At 42.0% G+C, this 26,752-nt stretch carries 28 protein-coding genes, 2 tRNA genes and 2 pseudogenes; 11 read left to right on the top strand and 21 right to left on the bottom strand.

The window, feature by feature from the left end; all coding sequences use genetic code 11:
• Positions 1 to 19: 19 nt before the first annotated feature.
• Entirely contained in the window at positions 20 to 643 is a 624-nt protein-coding gene (locus tag WBS51_RS12690) for a DedA family protein (protein WP_173748073.1), read from the top strand.
• Here the strand turns inward: WBS51_RS12690 and WBS51_RS12685 are convergent.
• The 4 genes from WBS51_RS12685 to WBS51_RS12670 form a co-directional block, all read right to left on the bottom strand.
• Entirely contained in the window at positions 640 to 1,500 is an 861-nt protein-coding gene (locus tag WBS51_RS12685; protein WP_291683457.1) for a homocysteine S-methyltransferase family protein, read from the bottom strand. The two genes, WBS51_RS12690 and WBS51_RS12685, sit on opposite strands and share 4 nt — an antisense overlap.
• Positions 1,497 to 1,991, bottom strand: coding sequence for a tRNA adenosine(34) deaminase TadA (tadA, locus tag WBS51_RS12680; RefSeq protein ID WP_173748069.1), 495 nt, complete (start codon positions 1,989 to 1,991; stop codon positions 1,497 to 1,499). The genes WBS51_RS12685 and tadA overlap by 4 nt, the downstream gene beginning before the upstream one ends.
• Before the next feature lie 87 nt (positions 1,992 to 2,078).
• A tRNA-Ser gene (locus WBS51_RS12675) sits at positions 2,079 to 2,164 on the bottom strand.
• A gap of 108 nt (positions 2,165 to 2,272) precedes the next feature.
• Positions 2,273 to 3,322, bottom strand: coding sequence for a DUF6128 domain-containing protein (locus WBS51_RS12670; RefSeq protein WP_173748067.1), 1,050 nt, complete (start codon positions 3,320 to 3,322; stop codon positions 2,273 to 2,275).
• 150 nt (positions 3,323 to 3,472) lie between these two features.
• Between WBS51_RS12670 and WBS51_RS12665 the strand changes: the two genes are divergently transcribed.
• The 3 genes from WBS51_RS12665 to WBS51_RS12655 all read left to right on the top strand — a co-directional run bounded on the left by WBS51_RS12665 (position 3,473) and on the right by WBS51_RS12655 (position 5,621).
• A tRNA-Pro gene (locus WBS51_RS12665) sits at positions 3,473 to 3,546 on the top strand.
• 235 nt (positions 3,547 to 3,781) lie between these two features.
• Positions 3,782 to 4,204: a hypothetical protein gene (locus WBS51_RS12660; protein ID WP_173748065.1), complete on the top strand. Its 423-nt coding sequence runs from the start codon at positions 3,782 to 3,784 to the stop codon at positions 4,202 to 4,204.
• 34 nt (positions 4,205 to 4,238) lie between these two features.
• A complete protein-coding gene (locus tag WBS51_RS12655) occupies positions 4,239 to 5,621 on the top strand; it encodes an RsmF rRNA methyltransferase first C-terminal domain-containing protein (protein ID WP_173748063.1) in 1,383 nt (460 codons plus the stop codon).
• Between the two features lie 66 nt (positions 5,622 to 5,687).
• Here WBS51_RS12655 and spoVG read toward each other — a convergent pair whose 3' ends face one another.
• The 3 genes from spoVG to WBS51_RS12640 are packed head-to-tail and all read right to left on the bottom strand — an operon-like array spanning position 5,688 to position 8,412.
• Positions 5,688 to 5,975: a septation regulator SpoVG gene (spoVG, locus tag WBS51_RS12650; protein WP_173748061.1), complete on the bottom strand. Its 288-nt coding sequence runs from the start codon at positions 5,973 to 5,975 to the stop codon at positions 5,688 to 5,690.
• Between the two features lie 50 nt (positions 5,976 to 6,025).
• Positions 6,026 to 7,141 carry a glucose-1-phosphate adenylyltransferase subunit GlgD gene (gene glgD / locus WBS51_RS12645; protein ID WP_173748059.1) on the bottom strand — a complete coding sequence of 372 codons (1,116 nt, stop codon included), beginning with the start codon at positions 7,139 to 7,141 and terminating at the stop codon, positions 6,026 to 6,028.
• The gene (locus WBS51_RS12640; protein WP_173748057.1) at positions 7,138 to 8,412 is read right to left on the bottom strand and encodes a glucose-1-phosphate adenylyltransferase; all 1,275 of its coding nucleotides are present in this window, start codon (positions 8,410 to 8,412) and stop codon (positions 7,138 to 7,140) included. The genes glgD and WBS51_RS12640 overlap by 4 nt, the downstream gene beginning before the upstream one ends.
• Before the next feature lie 212 nt (positions 8,413 to 8,624).
• Here WBS51_RS12640 and murC point away from each other — a divergent pair, with 212 nt between their 5' ends.
• The 5 genes from murC to WBS51_RS12615 all read left to right on the top strand — a co-directional run bounded on the left by murC (position 8,625) and on the right by WBS51_RS12615 (position 13,753).
• Entirely contained in the window at positions 8,625 to 10,004 is a 1,380-nt protein-coding gene (gene murC, locus WBS51_RS12635) for a UDP-N-acetylmuramate--L-alanine ligase (protein WP_173748055.1), read from the top strand.
• Positions 10,005 to 10,322: 318 nt separating this feature from the next.
• Positions 10,323 to 11,354: a DnaD domain protein gene (locus WBS51_RS12630; protein WP_294461839.1), complete on the top strand. Its 1,032-nt coding sequence runs from the start codon at positions 10,323 to 10,325 to the stop codon at positions 11,352 to 11,354.
• 23 nt (positions 11,355 to 11,377) lie between these two features.
• A complete protein-coding gene (locus tag WBS51_RS12625; RefSeq protein ID WP_173748051.1) occupies positions 11,378 to 12,367 on the top strand; it encodes an ATP-binding protein in 990 nt (329 codons plus the stop codon).
• A 2-nt stretch (positions 12,368 to 12,369) separates the two neighbouring features.
• A complete protein-coding gene (locus tag WBS51_RS12620) occupies positions 12,370 to 13,557 on the top strand; it encodes a ribose-phosphate pyrophosphokinase (protein WP_173748049.1) in 1,188 nt (395 codons plus the stop codon).
• 25 nt (positions 13,558 to 13,582) lie between these two features.
• A complete protein-coding gene (locus WBS51_RS12615) occupies positions 13,583 to 13,753 on the top strand; it encodes an intracellular septation protein (protein WP_342694095.1) in 171 nt (56 codons plus the stop codon).
• A 302-nt stretch (positions 13,754 to 14,055) separates the two neighbouring features.
• Here the strand turns inward: WBS51_RS12615 and WBS51_RS12610 are convergent.
• The 13 genes and pseudogenes from WBS51_RS12610 to WBS51_RS12555 all read right to left on the bottom strand — a co-directional run.
• Positions 14,056 to 14,396, bottom strand: a pseudogene (locus WBS51_RS12610) (transposase); the annotation flags it as partial.
• A gap of 27 nt (positions 14,397 to 14,423) precedes the next feature.
• A complete protein-coding gene (locus WBS51_RS12605; RefSeq protein WP_173748047.1) occupies positions 14,424 to 15,545 on the bottom strand; it encodes an iron-containing alcohol dehydrogenase in 1,122 nt (373 codons plus the stop codon).
• 6 nt (positions 15,546 to 15,551) lie between these two features.
• Positions 15,552 to 17,657, bottom strand: a complete 2,106-nt coding sequence (locus tag WBS51_RS12600) for an amino acid permease (protein ID WP_180211089.1) — start codon at positions 17,655 to 17,657, stop codon at positions 15,552 to 15,554.
• A 96-nt stretch (positions 17,658 to 17,753) separates the two neighbouring features.
• Positions 17,754 to 19,127, bottom strand: coding sequence for an aspartate aminotransferase family protein (locus WBS51_RS12595; protein ID WP_173748045.1), 1,374 nt, complete (start codon positions 19,125 to 19,127; stop codon positions 17,754 to 17,756).
• A gap of 167 nt (positions 19,128 to 19,294) precedes the next feature.
• Positions 19,295 to 20,548, bottom strand: a complete 1,254-nt coding sequence (locus tag WBS51_RS12590) for a PucR family transcriptional regulator (protein ID WP_173748043.1) — start codon at positions 20,546 to 20,548, stop codon at positions 19,295 to 19,297.
• Between the two features lie 451 nt (positions 20,549 to 20,999).
• Positions 21,000 to 21,287, bottom strand: a complete 288-nt coding sequence (locus WBS51_RS12585) for a hypothetical protein (RefSeq protein ID WP_173748040.1) — start codon at positions 21,285 to 21,287, stop codon at positions 21,000 to 21,002.
• 6 nt (positions 21,288 to 21,293) lie between these two features.
• On the bottom strand, positions 21,294 to 21,473 hold the full coding sequence (locus WBS51_RS12580) for a hypothetical protein (RefSeq protein WP_173748038.1): 180 nt from the start codon (positions 21,471 to 21,473) through the stop codon (positions 21,294 to 21,296).
• Between the two features lie 39 nt (positions 21,474 to 21,512).
• Positions 21,513 to 21,575, bottom strand: a complete 63-nt coding sequence (locus tag WBS51_RS15265; RefSeq protein WP_244092024.1) for a hypothetical protein — start codon at positions 21,573 to 21,575, stop codon at positions 21,513 to 21,515.
• Between the two features lie 34 nt (positions 21,576 to 21,609).
• Positions 21,610 to 22,062: pseudogene (locus WBS51_RS12575) on the bottom strand (DpnII family type II restriction endonuclease); the annotation flags it as partial.
• The gene (locus WBS51_RS12570) at positions 22,052 to 22,855 is read right to left on the bottom strand and encodes a DNA-methyltransferase (protein WP_173748036.1); all 804 of its coding nucleotides are present in this window, start codon (positions 22,853 to 22,855) and stop codon (positions 22,052 to 22,054) included. The gene WBS51_RS12570 and the pseudogene WBS51_RS12575, both read right to left, overlap by 11 nt.
• Positions 22,856 to 22,868: 13 nt before the next feature.
• Positions 22,869 to 23,702, bottom strand: a complete 834-nt coding sequence (locus WBS51_RS12565) for a DNA adenine methylase (protein ID WP_173748034.1) — start codon at positions 23,700 to 23,702, stop codon at positions 22,869 to 22,871.
• A gap of 106 nt (positions 23,703 to 23,808) precedes the next feature.
• Complete coding sequence (locus tag WBS51_RS12560; protein ID WP_330489624.1) at positions 23,809 to 24,504, bottom strand: TRM11 family SAM-dependent methyltransferase; 696 nt, start codon at positions 24,502 to 24,504, stop codon at positions 23,809 to 23,811.
• 45 nt (positions 24,505 to 24,549) lie between these two features.
• Positions 24,550 to 24,744 carry a hypothetical protein gene (locus WBS51_RS12555; RefSeq protein ID WP_173748032.1) on the bottom strand — a complete coding sequence of 65 codons (195 nt, stop codon included), beginning with the start codon at positions 24,742 to 24,744 and terminating at the stop codon, positions 24,550 to 24,552.
• A gap of 145 nt (positions 24,745 to 24,889) precedes the next feature.
• Between WBS51_RS12555 and WBS51_RS12550 the strand changes: the two genes are divergently transcribed.
• Both WBS51_RS12550 and WBS51_RS12545 read left to right on the top strand, forming a co-directional pair.
• Positions 24,890 to 25,132: a helix-turn-helix domain-containing protein gene (locus WBS51_RS12550; RefSeq protein WP_173748030.1), complete on the top strand. Its 243-nt coding sequence runs from the start codon at positions 24,890 to 24,892 to the stop codon at positions 25,130 to 25,132.
• Entirely contained in the window at positions 25,129 to 25,788 is a 660-nt protein-coding gene (locus WBS51_RS12545) for a MutH/Sau3AI family endonuclease (RefSeq protein ID WP_173748028.1), read from the top strand. Before WBS51_RS12550 ends, WBS51_RS12545 begins: the two co-directional genes overlap by 4 nt.
• A gap of 23 nt (positions 25,789 to 25,811) precedes the next feature.
• On the opposite strand, the gene WBS51_RS12540 is transcribed toward WBS51_RS12545, so the two are convergent.
• Positions 25,812 to 26,231, bottom strand: a complete 420-nt coding sequence (locus WBS51_RS12540) for a hypothetical protein (protein WP_173748026.1) — start codon at positions 26,229 to 26,231, stop codon at positions 25,812 to 25,814.
• Between the last annotated feature and the right edge of the window lie 521 nt (positions 26,232 to 26,752).

The following is a 26,752-nucleotide window of genomic DNA, read 5'->3' as shown; positions in this document are numbered from 1 at the left end:
AAAGAGGTTCTTTTGGTCTATGAATCACTGGATACTCCAACTCATGGGTACATATGGCTATGTGGGAATTGCGTTTCTGATTATGATAGAAAATATCTTTCCCCCCATTCCATCTGAAGCCATCCTCACCTTCGCCGGATTTCTCACCACTTACACCACTCTGCACATACCGGGCGCTATACTTTCCGCGACTTTTGGCAGTCTGCTGGGAGCTATTTTTCTGTACGCGCTTGGAAAACTGCTTTCCCCTTCCAAAATGGATTCCCTGATTTCCGGACCCGTGGGAAAAGCTCTTCGTTTGAAAAAAGAAGACATTCAAAAAGCCATGGCCTGGTTCGACAGCAAAGGAAACTATACGGTCTTCCTCTGCCGCTTCATTCCCATTGTCAGAAGCCTGATTTCCATTCCCGCAGGTATGGCAAATATGAATTTTCCACGTTTTCTGTGGCTCACTGTCTGGGGCAGTCTGCTGTGGAATACCATTCTCATTTCCCTGGGAGCCTGGGCCGGCGCTTCCTGGCAAAAAGCAGCCCGGTATTTTGGAAATTATACCAGGGCTGCCAAAATCGTTCTCCTTATTTTCCTGTTTACAGGTCTGTTGCTCTTTCTCCGAAGACAATGGGCAAAAAAACCTTCCGACTAACGCTGTCTTCCCAAGGCTTCCTTCACCTGTCGGATATATTCCGGAGTTGTTCCACAGCACCCGCCTACAATATTCGCACCGATTTCTGTCATGCGCTTCATATGTCCGGCAAACTCCTCTGCTCCCATGGAGTATACCGGACAGCCGTTTTCATCTATCACCGGCATACCGGCATTGGGTTTCACAATCAATGGAATCTGCACTCTTTTTCTCATATTTTCTACCACGGAAAACAACTGATCCGGTCCGGTAGAACAGTTGATTCCCACAGCAGCGGCTCCCATTTCCTCCAAGGTCTCCACTGCTTCATAAATATTTCCGCCGAAAAACAGACTGCCGTCCGATTCCACGGTCAGCGTGCACATAACCGGAAGTTCCCCTGCCGCTGCATCCAGCACAGCCATAGGCTCTGTCACTCCCAGCATGGTTTCTGCCACCAGCAGGTCTGCTCCTGCTTCCATCAGCGCCTCGATCTGCTCCCTGTATGCGCCCAGGAGTTCTTCATAAGGCAGTTCCTGTTTTCCCGTGGTAGTCAGGTCTCCGGCAATGAGGCAGGAATCCCCCACAGCCTGTCTGGAAATGTCCACCAGACGCAAATTCAAGTCCCGGACATGTTTTTCCAGACCGTGATTTTGCAGGCTTATGGCATTGGCCGAAAAGGTAGGGGCATAAACAATCTGAGACCCTGCCTCTTGATAGGCCTTCTGCAGCCTGGTAATAGCCTCCGGGTTATCGCAAATCCACTGTTCTGTGCAGACGCCTCTCGGCATACCGGCTTTCATCAGATTGGAACCTGTAGCCCCATCTAAAATTACAATGTCCTGTTTCACCAGATTTTGAAATTCCTGTTTTGTCATAATCCCAGCTCCTTTTCTTCCTGTTTTTTCTTTGCCTTTTCCTCTCTCAATTCTTTAAAGAATCCAGTCAACATACTGCTGCACTCCTCTTCCAGAACCCCTTTTGTCACTTGTGCCTTATGATTAAAGCCATCCATTTCCAGCAGATTCAGCACCGAACCCGCACATCCTGCTTTGGGATTCATGCTGCCTATGACCACCCGGTCGATTCTGGCCTGGATAATGGCTCCTGCACACATCTGACAGGGTTCCAGAGTCACATAAAGGGTACAGCCCTCCAGTCTCCAGTCCCCCAGTTTCTTGCTGGCCTTCCGGATTGCGTTGATTTCCGCATGGGACACAGTATTTTTATCTGTATTTCTCCGGTTATATCCTCTGGCAATGATCTTCCCTTCATATGCAATGACACAGCCAATGGGAACTTCTTTCAATGCATACGCTTTCATAGCCTGCTTCTTTGCTTCTTTCATAAACTTTTCATCTTCTGTCATACTCTGTCCCCTTTCACGGAACTATCCTGTTATACAAAAGGAGCATCGCTTGACATGCGTGAAAAGCGACACTCCCCATTTTCCAAGCGGAGACAGTGGGATTCGAACCCACGTGCCCTTGCGGACAACCGCATTTCGAGTGCGGCTCGTTATGACCACTTCGATATGTCTCCGAACAGCTTTTATTATATATCGCACTCCCTGGCGGGTCAAGTAGAAATATTGCTGTTTTGCCCGGCGGCTGCCAGAACCATGTTGTTTGCTGCAGCCACCGGCCCTCTTTATTCCATCCCCTGGGGTCTGTCTATCATGCGGTACCAGTATCCGAAATACCGGGAATGTCCGTTGGCTCCTCCTGTTTCCTTGAAATAAGGAAACCCGAACATTCCCGCCATCAAAGCTTCCTGGCTCTCGTAAACCCCCGGAACACCCAGAATGTACCTGCCGTCTTCTTCCCGTTTTCCTATAAGCAGGTGTCCGTACCTGGAAAATCCATGCCTGAGAAAACGATTCGTCAGCAATCCTCTGTCTCTTCTGTTTAAAATTCCCAAATCCCCGGGAGTAATTTTCCGGCACTGGGTAATTCCATTATCACAGAAAGAAGGCAGTTCCGTCTCTCGTTTCAATATTTCATCTGCACGTTCAACTTCTTCCGGTTCTGCGTCAAAATCTTCCTCCTCCATCTCTTCTCTATACTCTGCTGTCCCATTCTCTTCTGCATTTTCAGGTTCTCTTTCCATATCTTTTCCCGGATTCTGCATCGGCTCTTTTACCGGCTCTCTTACAAGCGTTTCTTCCTCCGCCTCTTCCTGCAGATTTTCCTCCCTGTCCTCCTTTTCCGAAAAACGGCTATCGTTCTCCTCTTCTCCCTCTATGTATTCCTCCGTCTGCGCAGCCTGCACTTCTCTGCTCTCCTTCTCTATTTCCCGCTGCTGTGCCTTTGGAATCTTTATTTCCTGCAGGTTTACCGGCAGTTCATCCCAACCGCTTCCATACAGTTCTCCGGAATCCGCCAGCAATATCAGGCCGCATAAATCCCCAAGCCCATATCGGCTCTCTCCCATATGTTCTTCGGGTGTCTCCAGTTCAAATTCTACCCGTTCTCCTGCCAGATTGCAGTCTCCCAGAAAAATGCCCGTACACCCGCCTTCCTCCCGCACATATCCATATACTTTCGCCGGTGCTGTTTCCTTTTCATAAATCCCTGTGAGTTTACAGCGCATACGGCAGGTGCCATTACGGGCTTCCACTTTGATAAAACCTCTGCCCTCCCCCTTTCTTCCTTCTCGGTATTCATACACATATGCTATAAATCTGCGATAACCGGACATATATCCTCTCTTCTGAAACTTTATCCTTAAAATATATGTATTCCCATCCTGCCTTAGAACCCGAAGGATTTTCTCAAATTTTTTTCATATTTTTGTTGACATTTCCAATTTTCTTATATATAATATCATTTGTTGAACACACATTGACATCGAAGCGTGGCTCAGTTTGGTAGAGCGCTGCGTTCGGGACGCAGAGGTCGCGTGTTCGAATCACGTCGCTTCGATTCGTTATGAAAGGTGCCGGGAAGTCTTGTTTTATAGACTTTCCGGCGTTTTTTCTTTTTCACAGCTCCACTTGAACCCCCTCTTTTTAAGGAGTTACACAGAATCCTCTCAAAAAACGCATTGTGCAAACTATTACTTTGCACTTCTTTCACTTTTTTCTGGATTTCCTGCTTAAGTAGTTTTATAATAGTAACCAATAGTAACTCTGGGGTTACAGTAAGGAGCGTATATGAAATGTCAAAAGCAGATGAATTCAAAAAAAAATTAATGTTAGATGAAATTGTATTTTACAGCATTTGCGGAGAAGATGACCGCAAGAAAATATTAAATGAAATGAATATGTCCTTTGATGATTTTCGCCGTCTGTCTCTTCTGACAGATTATCTGGAATTAAATGCCCTGCATAAATTTATTCAGGACATGTATGAGTACAAATTCCTGGACGAAATCGAAGAACTGTGGCAGAAATGCCAGAACAATCCTGAGCTCTTATCTTCTATGATTCTGGATACAGGCACATGGCTGGACAATTTCTGGAAACAGGCCCCTAACGACACTGTGTCCTATCTTCTGCATGAAATTTTTGAAGCCGGGCTTTCCAAAGAGAAAGATACCACGTTCGATGATTTGAATTTGAATGAATATAGCTGGACATAAAACGATTTATATTTATTTAAGAAAGGAATCTGTAATGGAACAACTGCCATCCTCATTTTTATCCCGCATGGAACAAATGCTGCAGGAGGAATACCCTGCTTTTTATAAAAGTTATGAAGCACCGCGTAAATTCGGTCTGCGCGTAAACACCAACAAGATTTCCGTGGAGAAATTTCTGGAAATCTCTCCCTTTTCTCTGACCCCCATTCCCTGGGTGTCCAATGGTTTCTTTTACGGCGAAGAGGAACGGCCTTCCAGACACCCCTACTATGCCGCCGGGCTGTACTATCTTCAGGAACCAAGTGCCATGACCCCTGCAGAACGGCTGGAAATCACACCGGGGGAATATGTGCTGGACCTATGCGCCGCACCGGGGGGAAAAGCCACGGCCCTGGGCGCCAAACTGCAGGGAAAAGGCTTTCTCGTGGCTAATGATATCAGTAATTCCCGTGCAAAGGCCCTGCTGAGAAACCTGGAGCTTTTCGGCATCCGCAACTCCATGGTCACCAACGAAACACCCGGACGTCTCGCCGGATATTTCCCGGAATTTTTTGATAAAATTCTGGTAGATGCTCCTTGTTCCGGGGAAGGTATGTTCCGCAAAGACCCCGATGTTGCCAAGACCTGGGACGAAACCCGTCCGGAATTTTTCGGAAAAATCCAGAAAGACATTATTGCCAACGCCATTTCCATGCTGAAACCCGGCGGCAGGCTGCTGTACTCCACCTGTACCTTTTCCCCCGTGGAAAATGAAGGTCTGATTTCCTATGTTCTGGAACACTTTCCTGAGATGAAACTGTTGGATATTGCCCCTTATGAAGGCTTTGCCCCCGGCTATCCTTCTCTTGGAAACAACGATGAACGACTGGCAAAATGTGTCCGCATTTTCCCTCACCGCATGGATGGAGAAGGCCATTTTCTGGCTCTTATGGAAAAAGAAGGAACCCTGACTCCCTCTTCTGACAGACCAAGAACCAAACTGGACAAGATTTCCCAAAAACTTCTGGAAGATTTTTTCCAAAATGTATCCGCGCCCTATGATTTTCAGAAAATGGAAGTCCGGGGCAGCAATGTATATTATCTGCCGGATAAAGACACCTGCAGCTTAAAAGGTATTAAATTCCTGCGGAACGGACTGTTTTTAGGCGAATTAAAGAAAAATCGCTTTGAACCTTCCCAGCCCTTCGCCATGGCTCTTTCGGGAGAGGACTATGCGCACGTGATAAACCTATCTTCCTCTGATGAAAGAATCGCCCGCTATTTAAAAGGAGAAACTCTGCTTCTTTCCGAAGCAGAAACCCCGGCCCAAAACGGTTGGCAGCTGGTATGTACTGACGGTTTCCCTCTTGGATGGGGAAAGGCTGTGGGCAGCACTCTGAAAAACAAATATCCATCCGGCTGGCGTCAGATGGGATAATTCCTCTTTTCGCACGTAAAAAAAGCCCCAGACCATTTCCGGTCCCAGGGCTTTTTTGCGTTTTCCTTATTCTTCTGCTGCTTCCTCTAAAGGTTCTTCTGCAAGTACCTGTTCATATTTTTCCAGAATAATATTCTGTATTCTTTCACGTGTTGCTGAATTAATCGGATGTGCAATATCCCGATATTCTCCATCTGTGGCTTTACGGCTTGGCATAGCAATAAACAGGCCCTTCTCTCCCTCAATGACTTTAATGTCATGTACTACAAATTCCTCGTCAATGGTAATGGATACCACCGCCTTCATTTTGCCTTCCTTTGCTACGCGTCTTACTCTTACGTCTGTGATATTCATACAACCTTCCCCTTTCCTAGCCGCCTTATGCAGTCGTGCTTTTTGTCTTTTTAAAGAACATATCGTTCGTTCTTTTCTATCACTACCTTGATGCCTTCTTCCGCACTGTAATAAGAATTGGCCCGAATCGTGCCCCTGCTTTCCACAATGCAGTTTTCAATGTGTGTGTTATCGCCCAGATATACATCGTTTAAAATAATAGAGTTTTTAATCACACAGTTATTTCCTACAAAAACCTTTTTAAAGAGTACCGAATTCTCCACCTGTCCGTTGATAATACATCCGCTGGATATCAGACTATTTTTCACAGAAGCTCCCGGATTGTATTTTGCAGGAGGCAAATCGTCAATCTTGGACTGTACTCCCGGATACTGACGGAAAAAATACTCCCGGATTTCCGGCTTCAGGAAATCCATATTGGTGCGGTAATAAGATTCTACTGTAGAAATATTACTCCAGTAATTGTGAATCTTATATCCGTAAATCCTCTTAAGATTTTTATAGCGAATCAAAATATCGTTTACAAAATCGTGGCGGTCTTCCTGTCCGCATTTTTCAATCAGTTCAATGAGCTGTCTTCTGCGAATAACGTAAATACCGGTAGAAATAGTATTGGACTGTGCCACCATCGGTTTTTCGTCAAATTCTTCAATTCTGCAGTCCTCATTCATCTTCACACAGCCAAATCTTGTGGCATCATCTCCGTGCACATCGGTGCATACCACAGTAATGTCTGCTCTCTTGGCAATGTGATATTCCAGAACTTTGTTGTAATCCAGCTTGTACACGCAATCTCCGGATGCGATGACAACATAAGGTTCATGACTGTTTTTCAGAAAATCCAGATTCTGATAAATAGCATCTGCAGTCCCCTGATACCAGAAGCTATTGTCCGGTGTAATAGTCGGAGTAAAGGTGTAAAGTCCCCCCTGCTTTCTTCCAAAGTCCCACCATTTGGAAGAACTTAAATGTTCATTCAAAGACCTTGCATTGTACTGTGTCAGCACAGCTACTTTCTGAATATGGGAATTGGACATATTGCTGAGAGCAAAGTCAATGCTGCGGTAGCTGCCCGCGATAGGCATAGCCGCAATGGCTCTCTTCTGTGATAATTCTTTCATTCTGTGATTATTGCCGCCGGCAAGAATAATACCTATCGCTCTCATTCTGTCTCACCTTCCTTATTCAATGTTTCACCGCTTTCCAGAATACCTTCCGGATAATCTTCAGCAGAAGTCTTTCCTACAATCGCTGTATTTTTTCCAATTTTCACGTTGGAAGGAATGATTGTATTTTCTCCTACCGTTACCAAACCAAAAGAATACACGTTAGGTTTCAGCTTATTGGGCACTTCTTCTCCCACGCCCATAACCACATGGTCCCCTACTGTAACATTTTCGGCAATAATGGCTTTATCAATCACATTGTTTTCGCCGATAGTGGTCTGCTTCATAATAATGGAGTCCCGAATAACAGCCCCTTTCTTAATGGTGACGCCGGCGCCGATAACCGAATTATGTACCTCCCCGTAAATTTCTGTCCCCTCTCCGATGATGCTTCTTTCTACAACAGCATCTGCGGCAATATACTGTGGAGGAATAATATCACCTTTCGTATAAATTTTCCAGAACTCTTCGTACAGATTAAATTCCGGGATAATATCAATGAGTTCCATATTGGCTTCCCAGTAAGAACCGAGAGTTCCTACGTCCTTCCAATATCCATTGTATTCGTAAGCGAAAAGCCTCTGTCCTTTTTCCTTGCAGTACGGAAGAATGTGTTTTCCGAAATCGCAGCCGGACTGGTCTTTTAAAGCAATCAGCGCCTCTTTCAGCACCGGCCAGCTAAAGATGTAAATCCCCATAGAAGCCAGGTTGCTCTTGGGCTCTGCAGGTTTTTCCTCAAACTCTGTAATTCTTCCGGTTTCATCAGTAATAGCCAGTCCAAAGCGAGATGCTTCTTCCCATGGCACCGGCATACAGGCTACGGTAACATCTGCTTTATTTGCCTTGTGGAAATCCAGCATCACCTCGTAGTCCATCTTATAAATATGGTCGCCGCCCAGAATCAGCACATAATCCGGATTAAAATTTTCCATGTATGCCAGGTTCTGGTAAATAGCATTGGCCGTACCGGTATACCACTCGGTATTTGTTTTCTTCTCATATGGGGGCAGAATGGAAACCCCTCCCACATTTCTGTCCAAATCCCAGGGAATTCCAATTCCGATATGGGTATTCAGACGCAGCGGCTGATACTGTGTCAGCACACCTACGGTATCCACTCCTGAATTAATGCAATTACTGAGTGGAAAATCTATAATCCTATACTTTCCACCAAATGTCACGGCCGGTTTGGCAACTTTTGCAGTCAAAACGCCTAATCTGCTGCCTTGTCCGCCTGCCAGCAACATTGCAATCATCTCTTTCTTTATCATGCAATCACCTCTTGTATATTCTATGGTTCTTTCATTATAACATACCCCCTGGCAAAAGTGAACAATTTTAACAATTTTTTTTCGACATTTTACTTCTTTTTGTAACATTTTACCTGCTTTTAACCATACAAAAGAAAGGGGTTTCCAACTTGGGGAAAAGTGGGTATAATTTACTATAACTATAATAATAGAAAAAGAAGGGATTCTGTATTATGTATCAGATTGATTTTCATAAACCCATTCATATTCACTTTATCGGTATCGGCGGTATCAGTATGAGCGGACTGGCGGAAATACTTCTGGGTGAAGATTTCCCAATTTCCGGTTCCGATTCCAAAGAATCCGATTTGACAAAACACCTGGAAGCCAAAGGCGCCAGAGTTTATATTGGGCAGAGAGCTTCTAATATTAAGGAAGATGTGGACCTGGTGGTTTACACTGCGGCCATTCACCCGGACAATCCGGAATTTGCCTGCGCAAAAGAAAAAAACATTCCCATGCTCACCCGTGCAGACCTGCTTGGACAGATTATGAAAAACTATGAACTCCCCATTGCGGTTTCCGGAACCCATGGCAAAACCACCACAACTTCCATGATTTCCCACGTTCTTCTGGAAGCGGACGCTGACCCTACCATTTCCGTAGGCGGTATTTTACCTGCTATCCACGGCAACATCCGGGTAGGCGAATCCGAAACCTTTATTACGGAAGCCTGTGAGTATACCAACAGCTTTTTAAGCTTTTTCCCAAAAATCAGCATCATTCTGAATATTGATGCGGATCATCTGGACTTTTTCAAGGATTTAGATGACATCCGCCATTCTTTCCGTCTCTTTGCAGAAAAACTCCCTGCAGACGGAACACTGATTATCAACGGCGATATTCCGGATTTTGAAGAAATCACCAGAGGGCTTCCCTGCGAAATCATTACTTATGGACTAAATGCTCCCGCAGAATACAAAGCAGAGAATATCGTCTTTGACGAGTTTGCCCATCCGTCCTTTGACTGCACCAGAAACGGACAGTTCATCGGACATTTCACCCTGGCTGTGCCGGGTATTCACAATGTATCCAACGCACTCTCTGCCATTGCGCTTGGTATCAAGACCGGCATGGATACTGAAACCATTCAGAAAGGTCTGCTGCACTTTACGGGCACAGACCGCCGTTTCCAGTACAAGGGAAAAGTAGGCGGTGTCACTGTAATCGATGACTATGCCCACCACCCCACGGAGATTGCCGCCACACTGAAAACTGCCGCAAAATATCCGCACAAAACTACCTGGTGCGTATTTCAGCCTCATACCTACACCCGTACCAAAGCCCTGCTGCCGGAATTTGCCGAAGCTCTGGCTCTGGCAGATAAAGTTGTCCTGGCAGACATCTATGCGGCGAGAGAAACGGATACCCTGGGAATTTCCTCCAGGGATTTGCGGGATTTGATTGCCGAAAAAGGAGTGGATGCTTATTATTTTTCCACTTTTGATGAAATCGAAGAATTTTTATTAAAAAATTGTATCCACGGCGATGTGTTGATAACTATGGGGGCCGGAGATGTGTATAAAATAGGCGAAAACCTCCTTGGTATGTAAACTTATCCACATTATCCACCAATTCATCCACATGTTCTTATCCACGAACATGTGGATTTTTTTGTGCATTCTATAGTTGACATAATCCGACGACATTTGTGTTAAAAATATGTTAAAATCCCTATAATTTCGACAATTTCAGGTTTCCCATAAAAAACCATCCACTTTTTTATCCACATTATCCACATTTCCCACATACTTCTCCAAAATACGTGGTTTTTCGATGTCGCAAAAAAACCTTGTTCTCTTTTTAAAAATTGTGTGCTATACTGAAACTGATTCATTATGAACAAAATTCTGATGTAAAGGAAGTTCGACATGGGACAGTTTGAAGTTTACACCCCCTTTCCCGGGGACTATACGTTTATATCCAACGTTTTTCTGGATTTCTACATGCCTTCAGCCAACGGCGAATTTGTAAAAATCTACCTTTATCTGCTGAGACACGCATCCCAGACCAAAACACTTCTGGATTTTACGTCTGTTGCAGACGCTTTAAACTGTACAGAAGCTGACATTCAAAGAGCGCTGCGGTACTGGGAAAAAGCCGGGGTTCTGGACCTTGCCAAAGACAGCCGGGGAAATCTGACGGGTATTGTCTTTGTTCCTCTTAAAGCCGCTGCCCCGCAGATGCAGGAAGCCGCAGTTTCTGCCGCTTCATCTGATTCGGGAAATCTTTCTCTGGACAAAATACAGGAATTAAAAAACAAAGATGAAGTACGGCAAATCCTGTTCATTGCAGAACAGTATCTTGGGAAAACGCTTTCCCCCACAGATATGGAAACCCTTTTATATCTTTATGACGAAGTACATCTTTGTGCCGACCTGATGGAATACCTTCTGGAATACTGTGTATCCAAGGGCAGCACCAGCATGGCGTACATAAAGAAGGTGGGACTGGCCTGGGCGGAACAGGGCATCACTACGGTAAATCAGGCCAAAGAAGAAACGAACCTTTACAATCGAAATTATTTTACTATATTGAGAGCTTTCGGCATTAAAAACCGCAATCCCCTGGATAAGGAAATTCAGTACATGAATCTGTGGCTGAACCAGTACGGTTTTACCCTGGAAATTATTTCCGAAGCCTGCAGCCGCACGGTTCTGGCTACGGGAAAAGCCAGCTTCTCCTACGCAGACAGCATTCTGGAAAGCTGGCTTAAGCAGGGCGTACATCATTTATCAGACATTGATTCCCTGGATTTGAATTTTCAGCAGAAAAAATCCGCCAAAGCAAAAGCGGCTGCACCAAAGCCCAAAGCTCCCGCTTCCAAAAACAGATTCAACAATTTCCAGCAGAGAAATTACAACAACATGGCAGAACTGGAAACACAGCTTCTGGGCAAATAAGCACCAGGTAAGGAGATTTTACTGTGTCACTGAAAAATTTTCAATACGACGCGCTCATGCGTAATTACAACCAAAAACAGCTTCTGCAGAAACACCAACAGGATGAGAGAATCCGCCGGGCAGAAGAACAGCTTCCCCGCCTTAGGGAAATCCGCAGGGAAATTGCCGGACTTGGACTTTTAAAGGCACGTCTTCTTCTGGGTGCCCAAAAAGGGGACGACTTTGACCTGGCAGAAAAAATACAGGCTCTTTCTCTGGAAAAAGCAGAAATTCTCCGGGCAAATGGATATCCTGCCGATTATCTGGATTTGCATTATGACTGTCCTCTGTGTAAAGATACCGGCTATATCGGGAACGAAAAGTGTACCTGTTTCCGGAAAGCCGCTGTGGATTTGCTGTATACCCAGTCCAATATCCGGGACATACTGGATACTGAGAACTTTGCCCATTTTTCTTTTGATTACTACTCTTCCGAAATCACAGACCCTGCAACCGGCATTACCTCACTGGAATCTGCCCGGAATGCCTATGACAAAGCCTGGGACTTGATTGAAAAGTTCCGGGAAGAGGCAGGAAACCTGTTTATATATGGAGAAACCGGGGTAGGAAAAACTTATCTCACACACTGTATTGCCAAAGAATTGCTGGACAGGTCTTTCTTTGTGCTGTACTTTACTTCTTTTGATTTATTTGATTTACTGTCCAAAAATGCCTTTGAAAAGGATTCTGAATCCGCAGATATGGCAGCCTTTGTCTACGACTGTGATTTGCTCATCATTGATGATCTGGGTACAGAACTCACAAACAGCTTTGTTTCTTCCCAATTGTTCTGCTGCATCAATGAGCGAATTATGAATAAAAAATCAACTATCATCTCCACCAACCTGACTCTGGCCGATTTTATGGAAGCCTATTCCGAAAGAACCTTTTCCAGAGTTACCAGCAATTACACCATGCTGAAATTAGTTGGAAATGATATACGAATCCAAAAAAAACTTTTAGGAGGAAAATGAACATGTCACCAAAAACTGCAACACCTTTAGATTCCCTTCCCGTAGGACGCCTGGGTATTATCCCTTTAAAAAGCTGTGAAAAGCTGGGGAACAAAGTCAATGACTACATCGTAAAATGGCGAAAAGACCGGGACCATCAGGAAAAAAATAACCTGACTTTTGAAGGTTATGAGAGGGATTCCTACCTCATCAGCGCCAAGGCTCCCCGCTTCGGCTCCGGCGAGGCAAAAGGAGTTCTGCAGGAATCTGTCCGCGGTGATGACCTGTATCTCATGGTGGATGTGTGCAACTACTCTCTCACTTATTCTCTGTGCGGAGAAGTTAACCATATGTCCCCGGATGACCATTTCCAGGATTTAAAGAGAATCATCGCTGCTGTAGGAGGCAAGGCCCGCAGAGTGAACGTAATTATGCCGTTTCTCTATGAAAGCCGCCAGCACAAGAGAACAGGAAGAGAATCCCTGGACTGTGCCCTGGCTCTGCAGGAACTGACGGACATGGGTGTGGACAACATCATTACATTTGACGCTCACGACCCCCGTGTACAGAATGCCATTCCGCTTCAAGGATTTGAAACTGTTCAGCCGGCTTATCAATTTGTCAAAGGACTGTTCCGTGCAGAACCGGATTTGCAGGTAGACAGCGACCATTTAATGATTATCAGCCCGGACGCAGGAGGTACCGGACGCGCCATTTATCTGGCCAATGTACTTGGTGTGGATATGGGTATGTTCTACAAACGCCGTGACTATTCCACCATTATTGACGGAAGAAACCCCATTGTAGCTCACGAATTTCTGGGAGCCGATGTTTCCGGCAAAGATATGATTATCATTGACGACATGATTTCTTCCGGTGACAGTATGCTGGAGGTTGCCGCCCTTTTAAAGGAAAAAGGTGCAGGCAAAATCTTCATGTGTTCCACCTTTGGCTTATTCACTAACGGTCTCGAGCGTTTTGACAAAGCATATGAAAATGGTGTATTTGACCGCCTGCTCACTACCAACCTGGTATATCAGACAGAGGAACTGCTGCAGAAACCATATTATGTAAACTGCGATATGAGTAAATACATTGCTCTCATCATTGATACCCTGAACCATGACGGTTCCATCAGCAAACTTTTAAATCCTGTAGAACGTATCAATAAACTGCTTCAGAAGCACAACCGTGCACAGGGAAAAGAATAATTTACCAGTTTTTTCTTCGTTTTTTTTGATTCTCTATGCAGCATTTGTTTACCAAACCACTTTCGACATCACGCTGGTAACCATTATAGTGCTGATTGCATGTTTGGTGCCATTCCTGCCTGTCCTGTGGAATTATATCAAAATTAAACTTGAGGAATACGAAGAGCAGCATTCCCATCCTTATCACAGAGGTTAAGCATAATCAATGGATACACAATCACGACCACCGGCTTAGCCGGTGGTTTGCACTGCCCCTATAAGGGGCTATTACCCGCTTGCGCCCGGAAGACGCACCGAAAGCCTGCCAGCCGCACCACATTCACAGCTGGTGCTGTCTCTTTAACGATTAGTAAATCGTGAAGCGGAAACTTCCTTTTTCTTGATTTTTTCTATATAGTTGCTCTGTTTCTACTGAAATGGCAGCTTTTTCGTAAAAAATCCATACTTTATTAATACAGTCCAAAAGCGGAGTTTTAAAAAATTTTGGATTTTCTAAATTTATGCACTCTTCAAAGGAAATAAATGTGTTCCTGTTTTCCCTTTTTGTATCTTGTTATGAAGTTTGTTTACATTTTTTGCCATTTCAAGCAAAACACTTTTGGAAAGAACATTCGATGTGCCACGACTCAAATATCTGCGAAACTGCATATCCTGTTTCATCTCACCAAAAGCTTCCTCTTCCTGGATGCTTCTGTTGATTCTGAGAAGACTTTGTTTCGTTCTTCTATTGGTATTTTACAGTTGTTCCCTTTGATACATTCTTTCTTGTAAGGGCAATCTTTACATTCCTCACATTGATAAATATTTTTTTCACTGACATATCCGGTTTTAGATTTAGAATGAATTGGAAGAACCTTAACAAAACCTTAAAATACTGCCTTATATATATCAAGTACCTGTTCCTCTGTGAGAGGAATATAGTTATTCTTCAGAAGACGCTGCTGGGTTTTGATTACGCCGCTGGCGAATCCCGGAAGGTCACTTTCTTTGACACCGAAGTTTTTAAGGGGTTCACTCTTTAAGACTTCGTCCATAAGTTCATATAATACCTCAAGAGCCTCATCTGCATTACAGCCGAGGGTTTCGGCTATTATTGCTTCAAGATCATTAATTCTGCCTACTGGCTGGAGTTCTTTGTATTTCTTCATTACAGGTGCAAACATTAACTGGTTTGACTGTCCATGTGGAATATGGTATACGGAGCCTAATGGGTATGCACATGCATGGACTGCTGCACAGCCTGCATAACCGAAACCAAGTCCCGCCCAGTTAGAGGCTTTAAGGAAATCCGCCGCAAACTCTTTCCATGCTTCACCTCCGCCATTATCTACAGCCTTTTTCCAGCATGAAATAATAGTCTTTAATGCCTCTGTTGAAAATATTCTTGATATACTGCATCCGTTAGGACTTAAAAATGATTCAACACTGTGTACCATTGCATCAATTGATGATGTCGCAAATATCTTATATGGCAATGAATCAAGCATATTCGTTATCATAACTGCTTTATCTGGAAGCATTGCATCAATGGCCAGTCCCATCTTGACACCTTTACTTACACGGTTAACAACGGAAATATTCGTTACTTCACTGCCAGTACCACATGTTGTAGGTATTGCCACAAGCTGATGATGCTTTTTAAGCTCTGCCGCATTATCATACAGATCATCCACATTATATTCAGGTTTAGCCACAGCAATTAATTTCGCAATATCAATAACAGTTCCGCCACCTATAGCAATAATTCTTCCAAATTTCTTATTCCTGCACACATCAAGAATAGCATCAACTTCACTGTCAACAGGTTCACCCTTGCTGTATCTGTCCCTGAACAGTGTCTGCACCTCAACTCCTAATGGCTTCACATAATCATTATATGTATGCTCACCACAAAACACTAAATCATCCGATCCTAACCCGGCCTCTTTCACGAACTGTTCAAATGTATCAAATTCCTCAACTTCTGTTTTAATAAAAAAGCCTTTCATCGTATATTAAGCCTCCTTCCTGACTTCATCATCACTAATAGCATATTTGCGCTCTACAAGGTCTATAATGAAATCTGCTGTCTGTCTCCATCCAAGAAGGCTGCTGTTAAGAAGGATATCCCTTGTATGCCTGTCGCCACGCTTCTTGCCTGTAATATATTCGTGCCTTGCGTGCTGTGCCTTTTCAACAGACTCCCATTCTTCTCTTGCCTTACGTTCATTAATACCTTTCTCTTTCATAACTGCAGCTATCTCATCTTCTTCTGGTGCATATAGGAATACATTTAATACATCATTTCTGTCTCTGAGAATGTAGTCACTGCTTCGGCCGACAATAACACATGATGACTTCTCGGCAAAATCATGAATTGTCTGGAACTGTGCATCAATTACACGGTTTGAAAGGTTGGCATAACGTACACCATAAGATGTATCAAATCCATATCTGACACCAATCTTTGTATCAGCTTCCTCAACAAGTCCCTTGTCAACGCCAATCTGCTCTACGACCTTATCTACAAGGTCCCTGTTATAATACTCTATTCCAAAATAATCTGCAACCATCTTGGCAATCTCCGGTCCACCACTTCCGTACTCACAACCAACTGTGACAACAAAATGCTTTCCTTCGTATTTCTTATTAATCGCAGCTATATGAGAAGCTTCATTCTCTGTCACATCGCTCTTATCTTCATCAACTATGAAGATGTCACGTCCAAATTCTGCGCCATATTTTCTCTTAGAATAGAAGTAGAAGAACACTCCTAACACAAGCCATGTTCCTACAACTACCCATTCCTGCCATATAAGTGCTGCTGAAAATGATGCCGGAATAATGTATAAGAGTGTCATAAATCCAGCCATGGCAACCGCCATAACACCTACAAATTTACCAGCCTTTACCTTGTATGGACGCTCCATATCCGGTTTTCTCTTTCTCAATATACAGAATGATATTGAGACAAACATATATGCAATAACACATCCAAATGAAGCTGCATCAACAAGCCATACAAGAACACCTCTTCCGAAGAATGGAGCTATACAGCATGCAATACCGCAAAGGATAATGGCTGCTTCTGGTGTCTTATTCTTTCCAAGTTTACCAAATACCTTAGGTATCATCAGAGATTCACCCATTGAATATAAAGCCCTGCTTCCACCCATAAGGAACGAATTCCATGATGTTATAATTCCGCATAAACCGCCAATGATAAGCACCTTACCCATTAACGGAGAATGGAAAGCTATCTCAATGGCCTGAACTGATACAAGCCCATTCTGTGATGACATTTCCTGTACAATTGCACTCTGTGGCATAATGTAGCAGACTGCAAATATTATGAGAAGATACCATGCAACAGCAAGGAATATGGATAACAGCATGATTTTGCCAATTTTTTTATAAGGTACAGTAATCTCTTCTGCTGCCTGTGGTATAACATCAAATCCTATGAATAAGAATGGTGTCATGCAGGCAACCTTAAACACGCTTCCAAGTGTGCTTCCAGTTGAAGACTCCCACATCTGTCCTGTTATATTAGAGCCGTCACCATTAACAGCAGAACCAACTACAAGAAGTATTCCTGCAATTGCAATAATTGCTGTAAGTATTGTCTGCAGCATGGCTGCTGTCTTAGCACCTTTGATATTGATAATTGTGATAAGAATGGCAACACCAACACCTAATATAATAGTTGTGAGATATATGTCTTTGCCTGCTATTGAATACAGGTAAACCTGATTAAAATCAGGAAACAGATATGTGATTACTGTAGGAAGTGCTGTTGCTTCAAATGCTGATGTAGCAACATATCCTAATATAATCATCCATGTACATATAAATGAGCCTGTAGGTCCCATTGCCCTGTAGCTGAACACATGCTCACCGCCACACTGAGGCATTGCAGATGTAAGCTCTGCATATGTAAGACCTACGAAGAACACCATTACTCCACCTATAAGCATCGCAATAATCGAACCCATAAAACCGGCTGTTGTAATCCAGTCTCCTGAGTTAATGACCCAGCCCCAGCCAATCATTGCGCCAAATGCGATAACGAGTATGTCCCACGCACCCATTACCTTATCAAACTTTGATTTCTGTTCCATAGACATCTCCTCCAATTATAGTTATTTTAAAGAATGTCAGGATAGACGGATATCGGTTATCCATCTGCCCTGACACCTTTGTCTTTATATATTCATCTAAGCTTCAAGTGCTTCTTTAACAGCCTCCTCGAATATCTCAAGGCCTCTCTCCATCTGCTCATCTGTCATTGTAAGCGGAGCTAAGAAGCGGATTGTGTTGCTTGCTGTACCGCAGCTCTCAAGGAGAAGACCTTTCTGCATAGCAGTTTTAACAATACTGGCAACAAGCTTAGTTGCTGGCTCTTTAGTCTCTGGATCTGTTACGAACTCTATACCAATCATGGCACCAAGACCTCTTATATCGCCAATAACCGGATACTTCTTCTGGAGTTCCTTATATCTTGCTGTGACAACCTCGCCGATATGTCTTGCCTTAGCTGCATAATCATCTCTTTGCATTACATCCATAATTGCTAACGCAGAAGCACAAGCAAGTGGGTTACCACAGAATGTACCACCGATTGTTCCGGCTGGAGCTGCATCCATAACCTCTGCTCTTGCTGTGATTGCTGATATTGGAAGACCACCGCCAAGAGACTTTGCTGTTGTGATGATATCAGGAGCTGCACCTGCTTCTTTCCAGTACTCAGAAGCATAATACTTACCAGTTCTGCAGTTACCACACTGAACCTCATCTGCTATCATAAGAATGCCATTGTCATCACAGATTTTACGAACTGCCTTAACCCATTCAATTGGTGCTGGAATAAATCCGCCCTCGCCCTGAAGTGGCTCTAAAATCATGCAGGCAATCTCACTTGCCGGAGCACCCTCATCAAATACTCTGTTCAACTCATCAATATAGTACTGAATTGCCTCAGTTTCTGTATATCCCTTAGGCGCTCTGTAAAGGTATGGATAAGGAGCACGATAAATTCCTGCTGGAAATGGTCCCATGCCTACTGCATATATCTTCTTGGCTGTAAGTGCCATTGTAAGATTAGTTCTTCCGTGGAATGCACCTGTGAAGCAGATAACACCATTTCTCTTAGTGTAAGCCTTTGCAATCTTGATTGCGTTCTCATCACACTCAGCACCTGAGTTAGCGAAATATGTTTTCTTAACATCACCTTTACATGGAATAATCTTATTTAATCTCTCTGCAAGTGTTACATAGCCATCATGTACATATACATTGAAGATTGTGTGGAAATATTTCTCAGCCTGTTCCTTAACTGCCTCTATAACCTCTGGATTAGAATAACCTATGTTAAGAACACCTACGCCGCCGACCCAGTCAAGAATCTTGTTGCCATCAAGATCCTCAAACATTGCGCCTACGCCCTGCTTAATACATATTGGATATGTCTTGCCACATAATGCCTGTGGAATTGCTGCATCTCTTCTGTCAAGAAGTGCTTTTGACTTTGGTCCTGGAACCTGCTTAGTTATAATCTCTGGTAATGCATTTGCTAAATCCTTTGTTGTCATAAATTTGTCCTCCTTAAATTACAAAAAGGCGCCGGATTTAAGTATTTCAAAATACTTAATTCGACGCCTTTGTCTTTGCTTTATTTGATTGTGTCTAAATTATAACAGTCCAGTTTTATATTGCAATGTCCACGGTGTACTAAATCTTTCGTGCGCCATGCACAAATCTATATTTCACGGCGCATTTTACGGTAATTTCTTATCATAAATGCAAGTTTTAAAGTCAGACAGCTTTCTATATCATCAAATTCCCTGCCTAAGATTTCCTGAATCTTGTTCAGGCGGTAATTCAAGGTGTTGCGGTGAATATACATTGATTCTGCTGTATATTTCACATTGCAGTTGTGGTTGAGATAATTTTCAAGTGTATCGCACAGATTGCCATCATTGACCTCATCTGCGTGAATAAGCTTTCCTATATTTTTCTCAACGAATTCATCTAAGAATTTATCATCTGCAATCTTTGATATTAATGTATACAAGCCCTGGTCTTTGTAAAAATATATGTGTTCATCCGCTTTAGAAATATTCGCGACTTTAATTGCAGCAGATGCTTCATTACGGCTGAGCTTCACATCCTCAAGATAGCCTGTGCTGTTACCAACTCCTACATAGAGGTTAGTGTGATACTCACGGCCCGCAATATCTACTATATTGCCAAGAATTTCTCTTAACTGTTCATCGCTTATCCTGCCAGATGGAACTAATGCAAGAACTGTACCAGTCTGTAACCGTACAAGAATATTCTTAGACAGATGATATGAAAATTCTGTGCTGATAATCCTGCTTATTGACTGACCGACTGTAAGTGAATCATCACGATGCATTCCCCCATCGGGTCTGCCAGTCTCATATCCGCCTTCATCATAATTATTCTTATCTTTATAGTAAGCAAATTCTATAACACGGAATTCTCCTGACAAATCAACATTTAAAAATCTTGCCTGTGCAAATACATTTTCTCTGTTAAGATGCTCAGCATCCAGAATAGATGTAAATAACTGCTCGGCTGAATTCTTATTATTCTGCTCAAGGACAAGCCGCTGGCACATTATCTGGCTCAAATCCACAAGCGGGAATTTCTCTGTCAGCTCAAACAATGGAAGACTGTGTTCATTACAATAGTCTGTAAGTTCGTCCGATATCTGCCCTTCATTGATTCCCAGTGCAGCTATGTCATATTCCTGCATTTTGCTGATTAATTCTCTTAGTCTTGTGCTGTCATCTGTGAGGCTCCTGTTAGTAAGCACCACGAATTCACTGCCATGTATATAATCCTCAACACGATACTCATTCTTAACGCACTGAAGGCAGTCAGCAAAATATATCCATCTTATCGGATGAAGCATCCCCTCTGCCCCGGCTTTCAAGTTCAATACGCCTTTTAATTCAGGTATCTTAACCATATCTTCGCAATTCATCTGTTCCTCACCTTTGCATCTATATCGCAACCGATATATCACAATAATCCTTTCAGTATTTTTCGTTATTTTATAATAGCATATTGGTCAAGACCTTGCCGCATCTGCGGTGCGCAGTAGTCTTTACCAATGTCCCAGAGGAAATTATAATTCGGTATGCACAAAAGCGGATCTAAAAAGTGATTTTCATATCACCGGACAGCTGATGGAAAACCATCCGGAATAATCATTCAAAAATATCAAGGTACTCGCTATTTTGCGTTTACGGCAAAATGCACAAAAAGGCCTATAATTTTGGAATGTGGTACACTTCTGGTACACTTAGGCAAAACAAAAGCCCGGATTCCCTTTATTTACAAGGGTTTCCAGGCTTTTGTTTATTATTCAATGTGGATAACTTTTGGAAATTTGAAATAAAAGTGTAAACAGGCAAATCTGTTAGATTGGCAGGCTATAAAATTAATTTACCTTTCAAAAGTGTATTTTTTATGAAAAGTTGTAAAGTGGTGATGTTATTATATAATTTGGCATATTGTTTTTGTGTTCCGCTAAAGCTGATTTTATTATTCCGTTTAGCATAATTAAGAAGGTTTTCCTCCTGAAAAATATACTCTACTATTCCCTCTATAAAAGAATCTGTATCCTTAAAATCAGCATACACAAACGAATGCCCCGCTGCCATGAAATATACATCAAAGCAATCAAATTCTTTCTTTTGAATAACCATCTCTTCTCTCATACAATATCACCTACAACTTTTACACCATGATTGATTTCTTACATTTCCATCTCCCATATTTCTGCATCCAAATTCACTAAGTGGATTTTCCTTTCTGCAATTCGGGCATATACATATGGGTTCACTTCCATTATAGCCACTCGCTTGAATAATGGGTTTTTTATCATTTTTATTGTTTCCAAACATAATCGTCTCTCCTTCCATACACTTGTCGTCAAATATTCTTTATACAAATACCTTTTCCATTACCCTATTCTCCATATCATCAATACTATAAATCGTATCCATGACTTCGAATGTCTCTCTCAGATTACCTCTTGCACTCTTCCATCTGATGACCACCACGATTCTTGCGACCATTAGAATCCAATCCAGTTTCAATACCGAGAGCGTAATCAACAAGATTATTTACCAGATGATTAGCAATCATATCAAACAATCCGGTCTTACGCATGAATACTTTGTACTGCTCCACGCTATAATTCATCTTCTTGAAATTATACAAGAATGCACCATCTTCATCCTGCGCATATATTTCATAACCTCTTACCGCAAGAAGTGACGGAACACATCGCAATGTTTCCGGATACTTTGTCGCTATTCTCTCAAAGTCTTCCTCTATGTTTTTTGAACCTATCAAGGAGTTCAAAATATTCAATTCCACCTTGATTTCTTCTACATTTCTTACAACTTTTTCAAAGTCGATATAGTAATCATAACTTGATATACTCGGTCTAAACTTGCTCAACCATTCATCAAAATCTCTATTTATCATTTGCTGCCTTCTCCAATCTTTTCCTTGATATTTCCAAGTATTCTTCACTTATATCTATTCCAATAAACTTCCGCCCAAATCGCACAGCCTCTACTCCGGTAGTTCCGGAACCACAAAAAGGATCCAGTATCACTTGTCCTTCCTCCGTAGATGACAATACAATTTTTTCAAGCAGATATTCCGGCTTTTGTGTAGGGTGCTTTCCCTCTGTTTTCTCTGAAGGTTTGGTTAACGTACCAGTCCACACATCCTTCATCTGCTTACCATCATTCATTTCTTTCATTTTTTGATAATTAAAAAAATGCCGAGACTTCTTTTCATTCTTCTTTGCCCATAAAATGGTTTCCGTAGAATGTGTGAAGCATCGACATGCTAAGTTTGGTGGTGGATTTGTTTTCTGCCATGTTATGTTGTTGATTATCTTGAAGCCTTCCTGCTCCAATGCCATACCAATCGAATATATATTGTGTAATGTTCCCGATATCCAAATCGTGCCGTTCGGCTTTAGTACTTTCTTACATAACTTAATCCACTTTCTGTTAAACTTGTGTTTCTCTTCGACACTGGTTCCACTTTCTGAAAGCTTATCCCATGAGCCTTTATTTACTGAAACCATTTTCCCGCCCTGACAGGTGATGCCATCATTACTTAAAAAGTATGGTGGGTCCGCAAATATCATATCCACAGATTCCGGTTCCATTTTTGTTAGAATTTTAAAGGAATCACCTAATATCAATTGTGATTCTTCTGTCTCGAAGTATAATAGCACTTTTTTTGTAAACAAGTTTTCCATTATCCCGACCCCTTTAATAATTGCATATAATTACTTCTTCACCAACTCTGTTGGATGCATCCGAATTAATCATACGCTTAACACTTACAACATCTATTCTGTAGCCTTTGTTACCATACAGTTCATTTATCAAGTCTGTATTATGGTTTGTGAGCATACAGTAGCAACCTCTGGCTGTTAATTCATCAAATAACTTCGCAAGTCGTTTATGACTTTCTATATCAAATCCCTCTTTCGTATATGATTCAAACGAAGTTGGGTTCAACGGTGCATACGGACTGTCTATAAATACAAAATCGCCCTTCTTGGCATCCTTACAGGCAACTTCAAAATCTCCATCAATAATATTTACCCCCTGAAGATATTTTGAAATCTCCATGATGGCATTTTCATCCACGGAAGCTCTACGACTATTGTTGTACGGAACATTGAAAAGTCCCTTGCCATTTACACGATACAAGCCATTAAAACAGTGCTTATTGATAAATACAAACAATGCAGCCAACTCAACATCAAACTCCGCTTTCATTAGCTTATCATTGTAATGCTCCCTAAGAGAATAGTAATACTCTTTTCCATCTTCACACATTTCCTCATCCAGCTTCTTTACAGCCTTTAGAAATGCCTCCGGTGCATTACATATCTGCTTATAGGCATTTATCAATGCTTTGTTGATATCGTTTATCAGAGCATTTGCAGGTAGCAATTCGAATATCACCGCGCCACCACCTACAAACGGCTCAAAATAATTATTATATTTTTCAGGCATTCTCTCCTTTATCTGTGGAAGCAACTGACGCTTTCCGCCAGCCCATTTCACAAATGGAGCGACTCTCGAATTACTCATTCTGATTCCTCTTCTCTATGTCCGCAAAAGGACAATCTTCTACATATCTATTATACTTGCAAACATACAAAATAACAACCAGAACTTTCACTCTTTGTGAATTAATTTACTTTTGAAACACAAATATGTACTCATGTGCCAGTAGGAGAAAACTATTGTTCTGTTTCTCCCAATAATCTGTAGAGCGGCAATTATGTTGCTCCTTAATAATAATCTCTTTATTCGTAAATCCTGCCCGTAAAAAACATTCCATCATACGAAATCCTAACGGAATAATCTTCCCATATTTTCTTACATCCCCTATCATCACAGCACACATTTTACCCTTTTTCAGTACGCGATAAGATTCTTCAGCCACCTTACACATTTCAGCCAAAAACTCATCTACACCCAGCAAAGAAATATCCCCTTCTATTCCTTTACTATACTTGATGATATTGGCATAAGGCGGATGCGTACAGATAAAATCGATATGACTATCTTTGATAAAATGTAACTCAGTAGCATTACCATTTCGTGTAAAAATTTTTGAATTTGTTTCACATTGGAATTGTAAATTTGTTTCAGAGATTGAAACAGATTGCGGATTGATGTCAACACCTACCGCATTGCGATTAAGTAGTTTTGCCTCAACTAAGGTTGTTCCACTACCCATAAACTGATCTAAGACCCACTCACCAGGATTAGAATAGCGAAGTATCAAATTTCTTGGCACATATGGTGACCAATTCCCTCGATACTTTCCTGAATGCGTTGCCCAACTGCCTCTGTCCGGAAACGACCAGACCGTCGTTGGTTCTATCTTAAAATTATTTGGTTGTAAACTAATAAGACATTCCTCCTCTTCTTATTTCATTCTATTAATATGTTCCATAACACCAGCCAATCCACGTGCAGCAAGTACCTTTTCCAATTCATTTATTACTCTTGCCTTATTTGCTTCTGATAACTTATCAAAATCCTTTTGCGTCTCCTGAGCCTTATGAGCTAATTCAACCATAAATTTCTCATATTCAAATTTTTCCTCTTGAATTGCCTTCATTACTTGCACCTCTTTTTCTGATGATAGAAATAAGTTTACACCAACTTTTCTATAAAATCTACCTCTATTTCGTTTCACAATAAGTGAATTTATATAAAACCGCTCTCATGAGATAATATTCACAAATAGTGAAAGAGGTGTTTGTATGCATTTCAACAACGATACTGACCTATACCGTGTTATAGGTGCGAATATAAAGTATTACAGAGAACAAAGAAAATTAACACAGGTACAACTCGCAGAGCAAGCTCAAATCAGCATCAGCTATCTTTCCAAAATCGAAGCTGCCGGATGCAATAAAAGCTTGTCCATATCTGTTTTAAATCAGATTGCTAATGTACTTAATGTTGAGATTAGCGAATTTTTCAAGGAGGTGTCTGAATCATGAAACTTATTGAAGCGCAAACAAGAATAGAGAAACTTGCTTATATTCCGTTCAAAGAATATTTGTCACCCGACCAAGTCCAAGATGCTATGATGAAAATCAATAAAGGGAAAACTGGGCAACTTTTAGAACTGACCATTGGATTAAACCTTTCTAATACAACCCTTGATTTTGAGGACGGAGAACTAAAAACCAACAAATGCGACCGAACCGGCAAACCTTTAGAGACAATGTTTATCACGCAAACCGCCTCTATTATCGACGAGTTATTATCCAAGCGCAGATTTCAAGAAACAAAATTATATAAGAAATTCCAGCGTTTATTATATGTGCCCATCAACAAGGACGGAAATCCAGCAGATTGGATGTACCTAGCTCCAATTCAGATAGACCTATCTCTACCTAAATATCAAGCTCTTGCCCAGCAACTTGAAGCAGACTATTACAACATCTGCGACCAGTTAAATCAACAATTATCTGAATCCAGCAGAGCAACTTTACATACCGCAAGCGGTGAATTTATCCAAATTCGTACAAAGGATTCAAAGCCATATCATCCTATATATTCCAATATTTATGGCCGGGAAATATCTGATAAAAACAGGGCATTTTACTTTAAAAAGGAATTTATGAAATATATTACATCCCTTGAAGATTAATAAGGTGGAGCCACGGCTCCACCTTATCTTCCTCTCCCCACATCTCTAACCTTCTCGCCAATCCATTCCTTAAACTTCTCCAACAAATTCATCCCACCAATCACAAACTGTTTCATAAACTCATACGCCTTTTCCAGCTTATCCTTAAGCGTCTTATTTTCCTCTTCCAACACATGATTCTGATACCGCAATTCTATTACCTGCTCCTTTCGGTACGAATCGCCATCCACAACTCCCAGCAACTCCTTTTTAAGCCGTTCTGCCTCTGCCAGTTCAAACTGCGCGTATTCCATTTCCGCCTTGGCAACACTAGCCACCTCACGCCACTTATCAGCCTCTTTTGCAGCAATCTCAATTTCATTCTTTTTATCCGTCAGCTTATCTATCGCCTCATCATACGAACTCGGGTGCGGATAGGATAATCCGGTTAATTTCCGGTACACATTTGTGTTGTTTTCTATTCTTATTCTCTGAATTTTATCTAGTACAGCGAATACTAAGTTTCTGCTATATTGACGTAGAATAATTGTTCCATATGCAAGGCGGAGGAATGAGGCGTAGCGGTGGCTACGCTGATTGACGACAACGATGTAGATGGACAATTAGGCAAGTCAATATGGTGGTTACTTAGTATTCGCTGTACTAGTATTCTTCTCGCGTCAAATTATTAGAGCCAAAATAGAGCCAGCAGAAACTATTTTTCCCGCTTTAATTTCTCCAATATTGATAGCACATCCGGTTGTGTAGGCAGGAACTTCACACCATGCTTTAACATTCCCAACACTTTTCTTGCTTTCTGCTCAATTACCTTTGCCGTATGTTCACTAGTGCGTTGGCACGTATACATTTAGCATTACTGCCACTTACACGGAAGTGGCAGTAAATTTGGGATATAGCGAATTCAATTTGATTCGTGCATCAGCAGTTTTAAATTGCCAATCCACCTTTGCCGCCCTTGTATTAC

This window comes from Blautia acetica (assembly GCF_038739805.1).
Lineage (GTDB): Bacteria > Bacillota > Clostridia > Lachnospirales > Lachnospiraceae > Blautia.
The sequence above is the reverse complement of the archived record's forward strand: the minus strand, read 5'-3'. Positions and strand labels throughout refer to the sequence as shown.

Excerpts from the sequence above, each read along its gene's own strand:
- WBS51_RS12585 (WP_173748040.1), bottom strand. The coding sequence starts at position 21,287 with ATGAGAGAAGAGATGGTTATTCAAAAGAAAGAATTTGATTGCTTTGAT.
- WBS51_RS12595 (WP_173748045.1), bottom strand. The coding sequence starts at position 19,127 with ATGACAACAAAGGATTTAGCAAATGCATTACCAGAGATTATAACTAAG.
- WBS51_RS12545 (WP_173748028.1), top strand. The coding sequence starts at position 25,129 with ATGAAACTTATTGAAGCGCAAACAAGAATAGAGAAACTTGCTTATATT.
- glgD (WP_173748059.1), bottom strand. The coding sequence starts at position 7,141 with ATGAGAGCGATAGGTATTATTCTTGCCGGCGGCAATAATCACAGAATG.
- murC (WP_173748055.1), top strand. The coding sequence starts at position 8,625 with ATGTATCAGATTGATTTTCATAAACCCATTCATATTCACTTTATCGGT.
- WBS51_RS12570 (WP_173748036.1), bottom strand. The coding sequence starts at position 22,855 with ATGGAAAACTTGTTTACAAAAAAAGTGCTATTATACTTCGAGACAGAA.
- WBS51_RS12605 (WP_173748047.1), bottom strand. The coding sequence starts at position 15,545 with ATGAAAGGCTTTTTTATTAAAACAGAAGTTGAGGAATTTGATACATTT.
- WBS51_RS12690 (WP_173748073.1), top strand. The coding sequence starts at position 20 with ATGAATCACTGGATACTCCAACTCATGGGTACATATGGCTATGTGGGA.
- WBS51_RS12550 (WP_173748030.1), top strand. The coding sequence starts at position 24,890 with ATGCATTTCAACAACGATACTGACCTATACCGTGTTATAGGTGCGAAT.
- WBS51_RS12640 (WP_173748057.1), bottom strand. The coding sequence starts at position 8,412 with ATGATAAAGAAAGAGATGATTGCAATGTTGCTGGCAGGCGGACAAGGC.
- WBS51_RS12685 (WP_291683457.1), bottom strand. The coding sequence starts at position 1,500 with ATGACAAAACAGGAATTTCAAAATCTGGTGAAACAGGACATTGTAATT.
- WBS51_RS12630 (WP_294461839.1), top strand. The coding sequence starts at position 10,323 with ATGGGACAGTTTGAAGTTTACACCCCCTTTCCCGGGGACTATACGTTT.
- WBS51_RS12555 (WP_173748032.1), bottom strand. The coding sequence starts at position 24,744 with ATGAAGGCAATTCAAGAGGAAAAATTTGAATATGAGAAATTTATGGTT.
- tadA (WP_173748069.1), bottom strand. The coding sequence starts at position 1,991 with ATGACAGAAGATGAAAAGTTTATGAAAGAAGCAAAGAAGCAGGCTATG.
- WBS51_RS12565 (WP_173748034.1), bottom strand. The coding sequence starts at position 23,702 with ATGAGTAATTCGAGAGTCGCTCCATTTGTGAAATGGGCTGGCGGAAAG.
- WBS51_RS12600 (WP_180211089.1), bottom strand. The coding sequence starts at position 17,657 with ATGGAACAGAAATCAAAGTTTGATAAGGTAATGGGTGCGTGGGACATA.
- spoVG (WP_173748061.1), bottom strand. The coding sequence starts at position 5,975 with ATGAATATCACAGACGTAAGAGTAAGACGCGTAGCAAAGGAAGGCAAA.
- WBS51_RS12620 (WP_173748049.1), top strand. The coding sequence starts at position 12,370 with ATGTCACCAAAAACTGCAACACCTTTAGATTCCCTTCCCGTAGGACGC.
- WBS51_RS12670 (WP_173748067.1), bottom strand. The coding sequence starts at position 3,322 with ATGTCCGGTTATCGCAGATTTATAGCATATGTGTATGAATACCGAGAA.
- WBS51_RS12655 (WP_173748063.1), top strand. The coding sequence starts at position 4,239 with ATGGAACAACTGCCATCCTCATTTTTATCCCGCATGGAACAAATGCTG.
- WBS51_RS12590 (WP_173748043.1), bottom strand. The coding sequence starts at position 20,548 with ATGAATTGCGAAGATATGGTTAAGATACCTGAATTAAAAGGCGTATTG.
- WBS51_RS12580 (WP_173748038.1), bottom strand. The coding sequence starts at position 21,473 with ATGTTTGGAAACAATAAAAATGATAAAAAACCCATTATTCAAGCGAGT.
- WBS51_RS12660 (WP_173748065.1), top strand. The coding sequence starts at position 3,782 with ATGTCAAAAGCAGATGAATTCAAAAAAAAATTAATGTTAGATGAAATT.